At 69.3% G+C, this 14,299-nt stretch carries 6 protein-coding genes; 1 reads left to right on the top strand and 5 read right to left on the bottom strand.

The annotated features are described in order from the left end of the window. Positions 1-629: 629 nt before the first annotated feature. Together ACWD3C_RS46355 and ACWD3C_RS46350 are read right to left on the bottom strand one after the other, a co-directional pair. A complete protein-coding gene (locus tag ACWD3C_RS46355; RefSeq protein WP_451154488.1) occupies positions 630-4,853 on the bottom strand; it encodes a polymorphic toxin-type HINT domain-containing protein in 4,224 nt (1,407 codons plus the stop codon). Between the two features lie 204 nt (positions 4,854-5,057). Beyond that, positions 5,058-7,349, bottom strand: coding sequence for a trypsin-like serine protease (locus tag ACWD3C_RS46350; RefSeq protein WP_451154486.1), 2,292 nt, complete (start codon positions 7,347-7,349; stop codon positions 5,058-5,060). Between the two features lie 410 nt (positions 7,350-7,759). Between ACWD3C_RS46350 and ACWD3C_RS46345 the strand changes: the two genes are divergently transcribed. Then, positions 7,760-11,395, top strand: coding sequence for an nSTAND1 domain-containing NTPase (locus tag ACWD3C_RS46345; protein ID WP_451154484.1), 3,636 nt, complete (start codon positions 7,760-7,762; stop codon positions 11,393-11,395). A 148-nt stretch (positions 11,396-11,543) separates the two neighbouring features. Here the strand turns inward: ACWD3C_RS46345 and ACWD3C_RS46340 are convergent, their stop codons facing one another. From ACWD3C_RS46340 to ACWD3C_RS46330, 3 genes are all read right to left on the bottom strand, one after another. Then, complete coding sequence (locus ACWD3C_RS46340; protein ID WP_451154482.1) at positions 11,544-11,912, bottom strand: hypothetical protein; 369 nt, start codon at positions 11,910-11,912, stop codon at positions 11,544-11,546. Then, complete coding sequence (locus ACWD3C_RS46335) at positions 11,909-13,006, bottom strand: integrase core domain-containing protein (RefSeq protein WP_451154480.1); 1,098 nt, start codon at positions 13,004-13,006, stop codon at positions 11,909-11,911. The genes ACWD3C_RS46340 and ACWD3C_RS46335 overlap by 4 nt, the downstream gene beginning before the upstream one ends. Positions 13,007-13,111: 105 nt before the next feature. After that, positions 13,112-13,930 carry an IS5 family transposase gene (locus ACWD3C_RS46330; protein WP_451154478.1) on the bottom strand — a complete coding sequence of 273 codons (819 nt, stop codon included), beginning with the start codon at positions 13,928-13,930 and terminating at the stop codon, positions 13,112-13,114. Positions 13,931-14,299 lie beyond the last annotated feature (369 nt).

Here is a 14,299-nt window from a genome sequence, read left to right as displayed (position 1 = left end):
CGGGCAGAGCTGATCGACGGCTGCCTCACCGAGACCGGATTACTCATGGGCGCCGGATGATCTACCGGCCCGCCACTGCGAGTTCAACCTCAGCAGTGCCACGTTGTCCTCCTCGTTCCGACGCCGCCAACCCTATCGACGGAAGCACGAGGGGGGCGTGGTTCGATCGAAGGCGTCGAGGGCACCACGGCGCTCCGCGCGCAGCTTCGCACGCCTGCCTTGTCAGGTGTCGTATCGGCGTAGGCGTGCGTCAGGCCCCTGGAGGACCTGTCCCAAGGCCGGGTAGTTAGCGATCTCCGGTTGATTGCAAGGGAGTTGGCGACTGAAGTTTCCCCGTGATCTTGGACACCACTCAAGATCAGAAAGACAACAGCCTTTTACGGCATGGTGCTCAGCTGTCTGGAGGGTCGCACGGCTCGATCAGGTCCCACCCGTCATACTTCTGGTGCGGTGGGAACAGGTCAGGCAGCCAGTGCACTGCTCGCTTGTGGCGGTCGTCGCTTGGGAGCCAGATCGAGTCGCATTCGGGGCACAGGAGGAACGTCCGGCCATCTGCACGTACCCGATACCACCTCTGCCAGTCCTGCCCGCAGGAAGCACATGGGAGACGTTCAGTGTCGTGGGTCACTTCACTCGCATTCGGGATTTGCTGACGGGAAGGCGGTAATCAACTCATCCAGGTTTTGTACCACGATACAGACGTGCCGCTCCCCGGCCGTGCCGACCTGGCGGTTCATGGGAATGAACCAGATTGTGCGAGCACCCTCGGTCCTGACCAAGTCTGGAGCCGCGCGCATGAGCCATGCCTCGTCAATCAACCCGAGGATCGTCTCGCCGGGCTGGAGAAAGAACACCGTGTGTTTCGCCTTGGTCGGGTCGGGATAGCCGTGCGCCAGCACGTGAAAGATTCGGTGGCCATGCTTCGATCCCGGACCGTAGAACAGCTTCGCCGGAGTCTCGTACCAGCCTCCGCCGAGATCGGTGAGTTCAATGCAGCTCGCGTTGTTTGGGAGGACCGCCGTGCTACCGGCGGCCGCGTAGTAGCTGTGGACATTCGTGGCGGTGAGGTCGTACATCACCTTCGTGCTGCTGGCGAAGGTGCGTACGGAACTGGCTGTGGCCGGGGCGCCGGTCAGCGTGTGGAATCGGGAGCCGCGAACGAGGGTGGCCGCGTCGCTCCAGGCGTTGGATGCCTTCGGCCAGAACGGGTGCGTGTCGCTGGTATGGATGGTGCTGGTGACGTCGGCGTGGTCAGTGACTTCTACGTCGCTCGGGGTGGTGTCGTGGTTGCGCCAGAGGCGTGTGCCCGGTTCGCTGGTCATCTGACCGCTGGTGGGATCTGTGCCGAGGACTAGGTCACCGACGTTGATGTCGCGGTGGCTGCCGTCCGCCACCGCCACCAGCGTCGCCGGGGCGAAGCTGCGGCGCAGGCAGGATGTGAATTCCAGTTGTGCGAGCCGGACGAGGTTGATTGCCTCTAGCTGCGTCTGCGCCTTCTTGGCGGTCTGGGCGGCGATGTACAGCGCTTTGACGCTTTGGAAGCCGGCGGTGACGACTTTCCCTACTCCAGCCAGGAGCAGACTCTCGAGCGCGGTCTGGCCGAGGTTGATGAGGGTTTGAGCGAGTGACTGGTCGCCGTTGATGAGTTTGTGGATGTTGAGTCCGACGTCCGCGATGGTGAGGAGGGTCCCGAGAGCCGTTCCGCACACCACGGTTGCCACGCAGAGAGCGCCGGCGGTTATTCCGACGGGAATGAGGGTGGCGAGCAGGCCCTTGACGACCTCGGCGATGAAGATCAGAGGCTGCATGCCTCGGAATGCGGGGTCGAGAGTGGAGTGGATGCAGTTCTGGTAGAGCTGGCTGCCTTGGGGGTAGATGGTGCAGAAGGCGGCGTTGGTGTAGGCCCGGTTGGCCAGCTCGGCGGGCTCGGAGATGACGTTGGCGACGCAGTTGCGGTACCACTCGTTGTTCGTCCCGCTCAGCAGCCGTTCCAGGTCGGGTGCGGGGCCGGAGGCGTATTCGGTGTGGCATTTGGCGATTTCGAGCCCTTGCGCCGCGGTGTACGTGTCGAATGCCTGCTGGGCGGCGGCGATCGCGGCCTCGGCACTGTCACCGGCGTTGATCGCTGATGTGTAGGCGCGTTGCGCGGCGGCGTGGGCGCTGGAGGCGGCCTCGATTGCGGTGTGGTGGGAGGAGATGGCCCATGCTGCGGATCGGATGGCGCTGCGGGCGGAGGCGTTGGCGCGGGTGGCCGCGTTCTTGGCGGTTTGGACTGCGGCGGCCGCTTTTTCCGCCGATTGTGCGGCCTGGTTGGCGTGTCCCTGAGCGTTGCTGGCGTACTCGGCGGCCTTCTGAGCCGACCTGGCGGCGTCGTTCGCGTAGTTCGTGGCCTGTTCGGCGTCGCCGCGTGCCCGCGCCGCCACGGCCTGTGCCTCCAGTGCGTTCTGCACGGCCGTCTCGGCAACCTGGTTGATCTTTTCGAGCAGGCCGGCGACCACCGCGAGATGGACAGCGCTGTCGTGGTCGCGTTCAGCGGCGACGTACCGGCCCGTCTCGAGGAACTCCCGCAGCCCCGCCGGTGGCCCGTCCAGTGCGATCTGCGCGGCGGCCTTGATCTCCGGGCCGCTGTCCGGGTCGGCCATGATGTGGTTGACCCGTACGCGTTCCCCCACGGCGGCGGCGGTGTACTGGCCTGTGTCCAGAAAATCGCGCAGGGCCTGCAGGGTTTCGGCGTCCAGTGCCTCTTGCGCCTTCTGCTGAAGCACCACGTCGCCGGCGGTGCGCGCCGCGGCGAGGATCTGGTTGACTTTGAGGCGGTCCTGGGTGTGCCGGCCGGGGTAGTTCTGGGTGCGCAGGAACTGCGTCACCTCGGCGGCGCTGCCGGCCAGTGCCGTCTGGGCCGCGGCGGCGAGCGCCGTGTTATCGGTGATGGCCAGGTCCATCACGGCCTGGCGGTCATCCTGCGCGGCGGCGGTCGTGATGCCGGTGCGCGCGTACGCCAGCACCTGTTCGTCGCTGCCCGCCAGTGCGGCCAGCGCCGCCTCTCGTGTCCACACACCGGACGCGGTGGACAGGGCGAGCGCGACCCGGCGTCCGGCCGCCACCGCCGTCTCGGGCGGTGTGTCGGGATTCTGTGCCTCGGTGATCAGCCGGTTGGTCTCCCCATCGCGTTGGGCGGCCTGTTCGATGTCCCAGTCGGCGATGCGCTGCTGTGCCTCGTACTCGGTGTTCGCGGCCTGGGCGGCCTCCAATCCCTGGTCGCGGGCGACGGCGAGCCGCTGGGCATCGGCCTCGCGGGCCGCCTCGAATACCGCGACGGCCTGGACGGCCACATCGACTGCGTCCTGTGCGGCGACGGTCGCGGCCTCGGCGTGCTCGGTGGCCCGGCGTGCCGCCTCGGCGGACTCGCCGGCGTGTTCGGCCGCGTCGATTGCCGCTTGCGCGGCTGCCTCGGCGTTGTCCGCCGCTCGCCGGGCCGCGTCGCGGGCAGCGTACGCGGCGTCGATCGCGACCCGCAGGTATTCCTCGGCTGCCTGCGCCGCGCGTACCGCCCGGTCCGCGTTGGCGCGCGCCCGCTGCGCCGCCGCCACTGCCTGTGACGCGTCCGCGCCTGCGGCTTTCGCGTGCCGTGCTGCCTCGTCGTTGGCGTCGGCGGCATCTTTGGCGTGCTGCGCTGCGGACTTGGCCGCGTCGACGGCACCCAGGCCCGCCTCGATCGCCTTGCCGGCCTGCTCCGCCTTGGTCGCAAAGTCGCGTGTTTCCCGCGCGATCGCGTTGGCCGCCTCCGCCGCCCGACGCGCGTTTGCGGCCTTCGTCTCGTCCGTCGCTGCGTCCGCGGCGGCCTTGTACGCCGCGGATGCGGCCTGATCCGCGCGAGACGCCGCCGAAGCGGCTCGCGCCGCGGCCGTCGAGGCCGCCCGGGCCGCCCTGCTCGCCGCCGCCGCGGCCTGCACCGCCACCTTCGCTGCCTGCGCCGCCTTCTCCGCGGCGACCGCGGCCCGCTTCGCATGCGCCGCCGCCTGCGCGGTGTTCTTCCCGGCGGCCGCCGTCGCCTGCGCCGCCTCGGCCGCAGCCCGACGCGCCGCCTCCGACGCCGCCTTGGCACGGTCAGCTTCTTCGGTAGCGTGCCGCGTCTCCTGCTCCGCCACCTCCCCGGCGGCCTTGGCCTGCGCCAGCAGATCGGTCAGCGTCGCGGTCTCCTCGTCCTGCGCCGACGCGACCGCCCACCCGTACTCCAGGAACTGCTCCAGCGCCTCTGCAGTGCCCGCGTCCAGCGCTTTCTGCGCGGCAGCTCGCACCCGAGGACCGCCGCTGTCCATCGCCTGGTTGACCCGCAGCCGCTGATCGGTCAGCCACTGCACCTGCCAGTCGGACTCCAGGAAAGCCTGCAACACCTCCGGATCCTCCGAGTCCAGCGCCTGCTGCGCCGCCTGGCGCACCTGCGGGCCGCCGACCGCCATCAGCTGGTTCACCGACAACCGGGCATCGATATCCGACGGGCCCTGCCACCCATCCGACAGGAAGGTTGCGATCGCACTCTGGTCACCGGCGTCGGCCGCGTCCAGCGCCTGCTTCGCCGCGGCCCGCACCGCGGGCCCACCGTCGCTGATCACGGCGGCGACGGCGTCGCGCTCGTCGAGCCGCTGTGCCTGCTGCCATCCGCCGTCCAGGAACTCGCGTACCTGGTCGTCGGAGCCCACGAGCGCGACCTCGGCGGCAGCCTTGACCTGCGTACCGCCCATCCGCCACGCCGTGACCACCGACGACCGGTCCGCGGCAGCGGGCTCCTCCGCCGCCCGCGCTGGGCCGGCGCGCAGGAAGCAGGCCAGCAACGCCAGCACAGTGAGCGCCACGACCACAGCGCGGCGTCGGCCGGCGCTGGACCGAAGCGGTCTGCCGATGACCACATCCGATGACAAATTCACGGTCACTCCATCCCCGGTGCAGGAAGGCTTTCGCGAAGGCACTGTCGGGTAAGGCCGCACACTGCGGCCATCCCTGTTGGACGCCGGCCGTTGAGCGCGGCCATGGCCTGGAACAGATGCGAGGGGGTTGGTTCAACCCGTCACAGTCAGACGCAGCAGCATGGTCGGCGACGCGTTCGGGTCCGTGCCCAGGCCCACCTGCGTACTGCCGTCAGGGTCCACGTCGACGGTGATCTGTTCACCCTCGTCGTCCCTGAGCTGCGCGGTCACCTCATGCCCGGTGCCGGTGCGCAGGCCGTCGCCGCGAATCTCGTAGACCCCCGGAACCTCGAGGTTGAGCCACCCTGACGAAGCAGTCACCTTGAAACAGACCCTCCCGATACCATCGGCCCCGATCTGCTCGTCGGTGGTGTAGACCTTCAGCAGCCCGAGATCGCCTTCTGGTGCAGTCGCGCAGTCGACCAGGAGGATGTGCCCGTCCCCGGAGATCAGCCTGACGTTCTGCGTGGCCAGGATCTCCTCGGCACCGGGGTAGCTGTAGTCCTCGACGGTGGAGCCGCCGTTGCTGGCTGCGGAGACTTCGTTGCCGAGATCCATGGTGAGTGGGCTTGAAGTCGGGGCCGCGGCGGGGCCGAACCAGCCCTGCAGGTCGGCCAGGATGTGCACGGTGCCGGAACTGTAGTTCCTGATGCGGATCTTCCCGTCGGTGCCCGCCTTCACCACGGCGAGCCCGGACCGGGCGCTCGTGTTCGCCGCAGGATAGCTGGTCAGCGATGCGGTCGGCTGGGTGCCATCCACTGGCCACGCCCGTAGGTATCCGCTTGCCGTGTTCCTCACCACGGTGAGGTTCACCAGCGCGGCCGTCCCGGTCGGCAGCCCGAGCGGGACGTCGACGGTGCCGTTCGCAGCGACCGGCGTACCCTCGCTGAGGCTGCGGGTATCCAGCACGCGTTTCGCGGTCACCGTGCGCATGCCCGCGCCGGTCGCCGGGCTGGTGGTGTAGTAGCCGGTGGCGGTGAGTACCAAGTGGATGGCGGAGCCGCTGTTGTTGGTGAAGGTGGCCCTGCCGTCCGAGCTGAGCTGTACCGCCACGCCGTGGGACGTCGTGCCGGGCACGAAATCCATGACGCTACGGTTGTTGGTACCGCCGGGTGGGAAGGCGCCGATCCAGCCCTGCCCAGTGGCGCCGGTGACGATCACGTCCAGGAACGCGGATCCGGCACCCGCGGGGATGGCGTCGCCCGTGAGTGTGAAGGTGCGGCTCGAACCACCGGGGATCGAGCCGGTGCTGCCGCCCAGGCCGCTGCGGGTATCTACCAGCCGGGTGTACTCGACCGGGACGAAGCCGCCTCCGGCGTTCGCGGCCGTTGTGTAGTACCCCTGCACGTCGACCGCGATGTGCGCGCTGCCGGAGTTGTTGTAGACGGACAGCTTGCCGTTCATCGGGACGGAGACCACCGCCGAGTTGGAGATGGTCTGGCCGGCAGCGGTGTTCACCATCGACAGCGCGGTGTCGCGGGGGGTTCCGTCCGGGAACAGCGTCAGGTAGGTGGCTGAGGTGGTGTTGATCGCGGTCACGTCGACGAGCACCGCAGTGACGCCGGTCGCCGGTACGCCACCGACCCCGGTTACCTGGAAGGTCGTGGTGCTGCCGCCGGCCCGCGCTCCGGCCGCCGCACCCAGACCGGATCGGGTGTCGAGGACCTGCGCGCTGGTCGCCAACCGAACAAAGTTGCCGCCCCGGACCGTCTGGCGGATCCAGCCTTCGATGTCATCGAGCCGGGCCTCCGTCGCCCCGTTTTGCGTCTCCGTCTCGGCGAGGCAACCGGCCTGCCACGACGTGTCGTTCAACGCGACCAGCTCGAAGCTCGCCCCAAGCCCACGAAGCGCCGGCCCGCCCGCGTCTCCCTTGCAGATGCTCGCCGATGCAGTCGCGTCGCTGGCGATGTCTACCGCCGTGGCGGTAACCCCCTGGACAGCGAAGATTCCGGTATGCAGCCGGTCGGGCACCCACTCGGTGGCGGTACGCCCGTAGCCGGCGACAACGAGAGTCTCGCCCGCTACCGGCGCGGTAGTGCTGACCTTGATTGGCGTCACGTCGCGCACCGGGCTGGAGAGCTTCGCCAGCACGACGTTTCGGTCGGAGCGCGGCACCAGCTCAGCCACTGTGCGTACCTGGCCCTCGGCAGTGGACGCCAGGTTCGTCCGGCCGACCGTGACCGTGGTCGGCAGCACGGGCGGACCGGCGGGCACTGCCTCAGCGCCGGTGGCGAAACAGGCGGTCGCGGTGACCACCCACTCCGGATCGACCAGCGCGCCGGTGCAGCCGGCGCGCTCCCCGAACTGGACCTTCGCAAGGAACGCGTACTGACTGTCGGTCTCTGCGGCTCCACCGCTGAGGGCGTGTGCCGGTGCGGTGGCCACCGCGGTCACCATGGCGATGGTGGCAATACAGACCCCGGCGAACCGCGCCGCCCGTGCGCGTATGCCCGACAACGCACCCCTCATGTTTCCCCCACATCGATGTGATCGATTGTTCAAAATGTGACAGCGCAGGCGCCTCCGCCGGCCGTCGGCCTGGACGTTCGACGACGTCGAACCGACCCGCAACGGCAGGCCGACCCTGCCGGTCGCCGGGCGACCGGCAGAGCCTTTCCGCCCTCTGGAGCAGTCCCCCGCACCACTCGCATCACCGATTTCAGCGGTCGGCGCATTGTTTAGCAGGGCTGTTCCGGCGGCTAAACAATGGCCGGACGCGATCTTTCCGGCCGCGGGACGGGGTGCATAGGTTGACGGTCCGGTCTGGTGCGGGGGCGGATTAAGGGGGTGGGGGTGTGGCGGGGCGTCGTGAGGTGCCGGTGGATCCGGGGGCGGGTCCGGTCCAACGGTTCGCATCCGAGCTGCGCAAGCTGCGGGCGGATGCGGGCGGCATCACCTACCGGGCGATGGCCCAGCGGGCCGGCTACTCGATCACCGCGTTGTCAAAGGCGGCGGCGGGCGAGCAACTGCCCACCCTGCCGGTGGTGCTGGCCTACGCGGCGGCGTGCGGGGGCGATGCGGCGCAGTGGGAGGCCCGGTGGAAGCAGGCGGTGGAGGAGGCCGCTGCCACCCCCGGCACGGGGGAGGACGGCGGCGGGGAGGGGGCGGATCCGCCGTACCGGGGGCTGGCTCGGTTCGAGACCGGCGACAGCAACCTGTTCTTCGGCCGGGACCGGCTCACCGCCGACCTCCTCGATCTACTGCGCCGCCGACGCTTCGCCGCGGTGTTCGGCCCGTCCGGCAGTGGCAAGTCCTCCCTGCTGCGCGCGGGCCTGGTCCCCGCCCTCCAACAGTCCCGGGAGACGAGTCTGCGGCCGGGGGTGATCCGGATCCTGACCCCCGGCGACCAGCCCGCCCGCGCCCACGCCCACCTCCTCGACGCGGACGGACCCGCCAACGGCAGTGGTGGGGACGGGTTCGTGATCGTCGACCAGTTCGAGGAGGTCTACACCCTCTGCCACGACGTAGCGGAACGCACCCGCTTCATCGACCTCCTGCTCGCCGCCCGGCAGCCGGCCAGCCGGTTACGGGTGCTGATCGCGGTCCGTGCCGACTTCTACGGCCGGTGCGCCGAACACCACGGTCTGGCCGACGCGCTGCGCGACGCCAACCTGCTGGTCAGTCCGATGAGCCAGGCCGAGCTGCGCGAGGCCATCGTGAAGCCGGCCACAGCCACCGGCCTGACCGTGGAACGCGCTCTGACCGCCCGCATCGTCCAGGACGTCGCCGATGAGTCCGGTGGCCTGCCGCTGATGTCGCACGCCCTGCTGGAGACTTGGCGAAGACGCAGAGGCAGAGCACTCACGGAAACCGCGTACGACGCCGTCGGCGGGGTGCTCGGTGCCATCGCCCGAACCGCGGAACACCTCTACACTCAGCTGTCTCCTGAACAGGCCGCACTTGCCCGCGATCTGCTGCTGCGGCTCATCACCCCTGGTGAAGGAGCCCAGGACACTCGTCGCCCCGCTCCGCGCGCCGAACTGGCCTCCAGCGCCCACGGGGATGCTGCCCTGGTTTTGGAACGACTGGCCCGCGCCCGCCTGGTGACCCTCGATGACGACACCGTCGACCTCGCCCACGAAGCCCTGATCACGGCATGGCCGCGGCTGCGTACGTGGATCGAAACCGACCGCGAACTACTGCGCACACACCGGCGCCTGACCCAGGCCGCCGCGGAATGGGAGCAGCACGGCCGCGACGAAAGCTTTCTGTACCGGGGAGCACGGCTGGCCTCCTGGGACGAGCACGCTCTGGAGCGGCTGAACGATACAGAGCGGGCGTTCCTGACTGCCTGCCGCGCCCGGCGGGCGCAGGAGTCCGCTAAGCACCGAAGACGGATGTGGACAGGAGCAGTCGCACTGGCAACTGCGGTGGCGGTGGTGGGCGCTCTGGGCGGTGCGACGCTGGTGCAGGCAGAGCGGACGGCGACTGAGCGCAGCCGGGCCACGTCCCGGCAACTGGCCGCCGAGGCACGGAGCGCGTTGACAGCCGACCCCCGCCAGGCGCGGCTTCTGGCCCGTCGGGCCTACACGGCGGCGCCGACGGCGGAGGCCGAGGCGGTGCTGCGGCAGGCGGTGGCCGACGACCGGTTGATCACCGTTCTCCCCGGCAACCGTGGCCGGGCCCTCGGCGTGACCTTCAGCCCGGACGGACGTCAACTGGCCGACACCAGCGAGGACGGCACCATACGGGTGTGGCAGTGGGCCAACGGCCGGATCGTCGGCAGCACCCCCCGCGTGCTGCGTGGGCACGAAGGCGAGGCATGGAGCCCCGCGTTCAGCCCTGACGGGCGATATCTGGCCACCGCGGGCCTGGACGGCACGGTACGGGTGTGGGCCGTGGGCGGCACCGCCAAGCCGCTGGTACTCCATGGCCACAAGGGTCCGGTATGGACCGTCGCGTTCAGTCCGGACGGGCGGCAGATAGCCAGTGCGGGCGACGACGGGACAGTGAGGATCTGGGACGCTCGGGGCGAGGGCACCCCGGCCATCCTCCGTGGGCACGAGGGCGCGGCGGTGGGCGTGGCGTTCGATCCGCAGGGGCGACGGCTCGCCAGCAGCGGCCACGACGGCACCGTACGGATCTGGAAGCCCGCAGGCCGCGGAGTACCGACCGTGCTGCGCGGCCACGGGGATGACACGAAGACGGTCGCCTTCAGCCCGGACGGCACACGGCTCATCAGCGCCAGCACGGATGGCACGGCCCGGGTATGGGATACGGGCGGCAAGGTGGCACCGGTCGTGCTGCGCGGGCACAGCGGCACGGTGGAAGGTGCGGCCTTCAGCCCCGACGGACAGCTGGTGGCCACCGCCAGCGACGACGCCACGATCCGGGTCTGGAATCCCTCCGGTGGCGCGAATCCGCTCGTACTGCGCGGCCACGGGGGCGTGGTCTGGGCCGCCTCCTTCAGCCCGGACGGCCACTCCCTGGCCACGGCCAGCTCGGACGGCACGGTACGGATCTGGGATCCGCGCGGCCCCGGTGACCCGGTGGTGCTGCGCGGCCACAAGGGCGCGGCCTGGACCGTGGACGCGAGCGGCCCGGGCGGGCGGCCCGTCGTCAGCGGCGGCCAGGACGGCACAGTACGCATCTGGGATCCGGCGCGACGCCGCGCAGTGCGCGTGCTGCGCGGGCACGACGGGGAGGTACTCGGCCTCGTCGTCAGCCAGGACGGACGGCGCGCGGCCAGCGCCGGCGCGGACGGCACGGTACGGATCTGGGACCTCACAGGCGGCACCGAACCGGTGGCGGTACTGAACGGCCACGAGGACGGCGCATGGTCCGTGGCCCTCAGCTCCGACGGACAGCGGGTCGCCAGCATCGACGGCGACGCAACCCTGAGAGTCTGGCATCTCACCGAAGGCCACCGCCCGGCATTCGTCCGCCCTTCCGCAGACGGCACCGTTCTCCGGTCCGTGGCCTTCAGCCCGGACGGACAGCAGGTGGCCACCGGCGGGCACGAGAAGACGCACGGCACCGTGCGGATCTGGGACACTCACAACGGCCGCACGCTGCGAGTCCTGCGCGGGCACCGCGGGCTGGTGTGGACGGTCGCCTTCAGCCCCGACGGGAACCACCTGGCCAGCGGCGCCGACGACGGCACCGTACGCATCTGGGACCTCACCCGGGACCGCGATCCACTCATCCTGCGGGGCAACCAGGGGTTTGTGTGGAACGTCGCCTTCGGCCCGGACGGCGACTGGGTCGCCAGCGCCGGCAAGGACGGCACCGTACGCCTCTGGCGCAACCACACCGGAGGAGAACCCCTCACCTTCGAGGACTTCGGCACATCCGTGGAAGACATCACCTTCCTCGCCGACAGCCGTGACATCGCCACCTCCCACGGCGACGGCACAGTCCGCCTCTGGCACTGCGATGCCTGCGGCCCGATCCGAGAACTCCTCGCCCCCGAGGGCTCGCAGGGGGACTGACCGGATTGCCGGCGAGGTCCCATGCGACCGGTCATCCCGAACGTGTCAGGTCATGTCATCCGCACGCGGCGCTGATCCGGCGAGGAATTGGCTCCCGCTCCATCGCCCTGGCAGTGTGACGCCCGCGTAGACCACGGCGATCTTGTCGTCACCAGGACGACCTCCCAGCGGACAGGGCAGGTTGCGGACAGACCGGTTGACTTGCCGTCGGCATCGTTGCACCACACCTGTGGTGGTCGATAGCCTGGGATTCATCGCTTCTGAACTGCTCGAACGTGAGCTCTCCTTGTTGTGGTGAGAGGTTCACCCCAAGAGAAGTCCGGACGGTGTCGTCGGTGTCTACGAGCACGTTGTTGTTGAGGACAGCGTGCGTGTGGTTGCCCTGGGTGACGAGGGCCGGGTCGTTCTGGTCGAGGACGGCTTCTACCTTCAACAGCGGCGTGTCCTCCACCTGCCGGGCGGCGGCTGCGCGGGACAGGACCCTGTGCGTGCCGAGAATCACGTCCGTGCAGGTCAAGCGGCGTGTTGGTACTCGTGGATCACTCCGCCGAGGCGGTCGTGTCGACGTATGTCGAGGCGAGCGATCTCCCTGGGGTCGGTGATGGTTTCGGGGAGTGCGCGCAGCGGCGCGGCTGCCTGCAGGGAGCGGTGAGTGCGGTGCTCGTTGTAGAACCGCTCGTACTCGCTCAGGGCATGGCGCAGGTGGTGAACGTTCCAGATGAGGGTGCGGTCGAGGAGCCCGCGGCGGAGGCTGAGCACCCATCTCTCCATAATCGAGTTCATCCTTGGCATGCGGACGCCGGTGAACACGCTCTGGATGCCGACGTCGGCGAGGATCTCGTCGATCAGGGCAGGGTACTTCGCGTCGCGGTCGCGGATCAGGTAGGCGGCGTGCGCGCCCACGTCCTCAAGGTCCATGACGAGGTTCTTGACCGCCTGGGCCACCCAGCCCGCGGTGGGGTGCGCGGTGGTGCCCAGGACGCGGATGCGGCGGGTTGCGTGCTCGATGACGGCCAGGATGTACTGCCGCTGCCCGGTCAGGGTGATGGTTTCGATGAAGTCCATGGCCAGCAGGGCGTCGGCCTGGGAGCGCAGGAAGCCGGCCCAGGTGGTGGCGGTCCGTTCCGGCGCCGGGTCGACGCCCTCGGCCTTGAGGATCTCCCAGACGGTGGACGGGGCGACCGTGATGCCGAGCACGGCCAGTTCCCCGTGGATACGGCGGTAGCCCCAGCCGCTGTTCTCGCGGGCCAGGCGCAGGACCAGCGCCCGGATCGAGCGGACGGTGCGCGGCCGTCCGGGCCGCTTGGGGCGGCAGATGCGGGCATGCCGCTGCTTCACCAGGATGTGGTGCCACCGCAGCACCGTGTCCGGACGTACCAGAAGCCGGAGACGACGCAGCACCTGGCGCGGCAGCGGTGCCAGGAGCGCGGCGAGGAAGGCCCGATCCTCGGGGGCAAACTTCACCCTTTTCGGGCCGAGTTGGCGCTCAAGGACCGTGATCTGGTGGCGTAGGGCCAGGATCTCGGCGTCCTTGGCGCGGTCGCTCATCGGGAGCAGCCAGAGCGCGGCGACAGCATTCGACACGGTCAGACAGGCGAGACGCAGGAGCACGAGTGGTCATCATGCCGTGGCAACCGGCAGCGGCCGCAAGCAGGATGACCTGCGCGGACGAGATTCTCGGCACGCACAGGCTTCAGGCGCTGGTGACGGGACGGTTCATGCCGCGATCGTCCACCGGGGCCGCTCAGCCGGCGGTGCGGCGGCCCGGCGGGCCAGACGGCGGCTCATGAGCATGGCCTGCGAGAAGTAGATGAACGCCTCGCTGGAAGCGGACAGCGTCTCGAAATCCCGCACCAGGCGACGCGAGCGCATCAGCCAGCCCAGCGTGCGCTCGACCACCCACCTCGGCAGCACCACGAACCCGGTCATGTCGTCACTGCGCTTGACGATCTCAAGCGTGAGCTGGAGTTTCTCCTGCGCCCAGGCAACGAGGCGCCCGCGATAGCCGCCGTCGGCCCACACCAGAGTGATCTTCCGGAACCGCTCACGCAGTCGGGGAAGGAGCACGCGGGCGGCCTGCCGGTCGGTGACGTTGCCCGCGGTCACCAGCACCACCAGGAGCAGGCCGAGGCAGTCCGTGATGACGTGCCGGCGCCTGCCGTTGATCTTCTTCCCGCCGTCATAACCACGTGAAACGGCGGGCACCGATGCCGCGCCCTTGACCGACTGCGAGTCGATGATCGCCGCAGTCGGCTCCTCCGCGCGTCCTTCGGCCTCGCGGAGGCGGCCACTCAGCCGGTCGTGGAACTCCTGAACCAATCCCTGGTCCCGCCACCTGCAGAAATAGGCATACACCCGGTCCCACGCGGGAAAGTCGGCCGGCATGGAGCGCCACTTGATCCCGTTGTCCGTGACATAGCGGATCGCATCCAACATCTGCCGGTGACAGTAGCCCTCGGGCTGTCCGCCCCGGCCCTCCAGCCACGCCGGGACGGGCAGCGCCTCGCGCACCACCGCCCACTCCTCATCCGTCATGTCCGACGGATACCTGCGCATCCTGTTCGGACGGTCGGCCGCGTTCCCGAACCGATGCGCGAGGCAATCACACGATAGGGCAGACGAGTTGAACGTGAACGACGAAACCGCATAGAACTGCGACAACAGGGCCTCCCCAGGCTCACGAGTTGGCTTCGCACCCCTCGTGCTGCACCGGAGGCCCTGTCTTCATGCACGTCACGGCCAAGTTCACCCGCCCCCACTCCCGTTTTCGATCACATCGCGCTCATGATCGATAGGGATACGGCTTCTGAGCTTGATGTTTAACCTCGCACGTCATCCGACCTGCTGATCTTGGCTTCTTCGTGAGACAGCAGCGCGGCCGTTCTTCACGCTTCGAGGTGTCGA

It is taken from the genome of Streptomyces sp. NPDC002845 (assembly GCF_053591955.1).
The sequence above is the reverse complement of the archived record's forward strand: the minus strand, read 5'-3'. Positions and strand labels throughout refer to the sequence as shown.

Coding starts and splice junctions, on each gene's coding strand:
- ACWD3C_RS46330 (WP_451154478.1), bottom strand. CDS start 13,930: ATGACGGATGAGGAGTGGGCGGTGGTGCGCGAGGCGCTGCCCGTCCCG.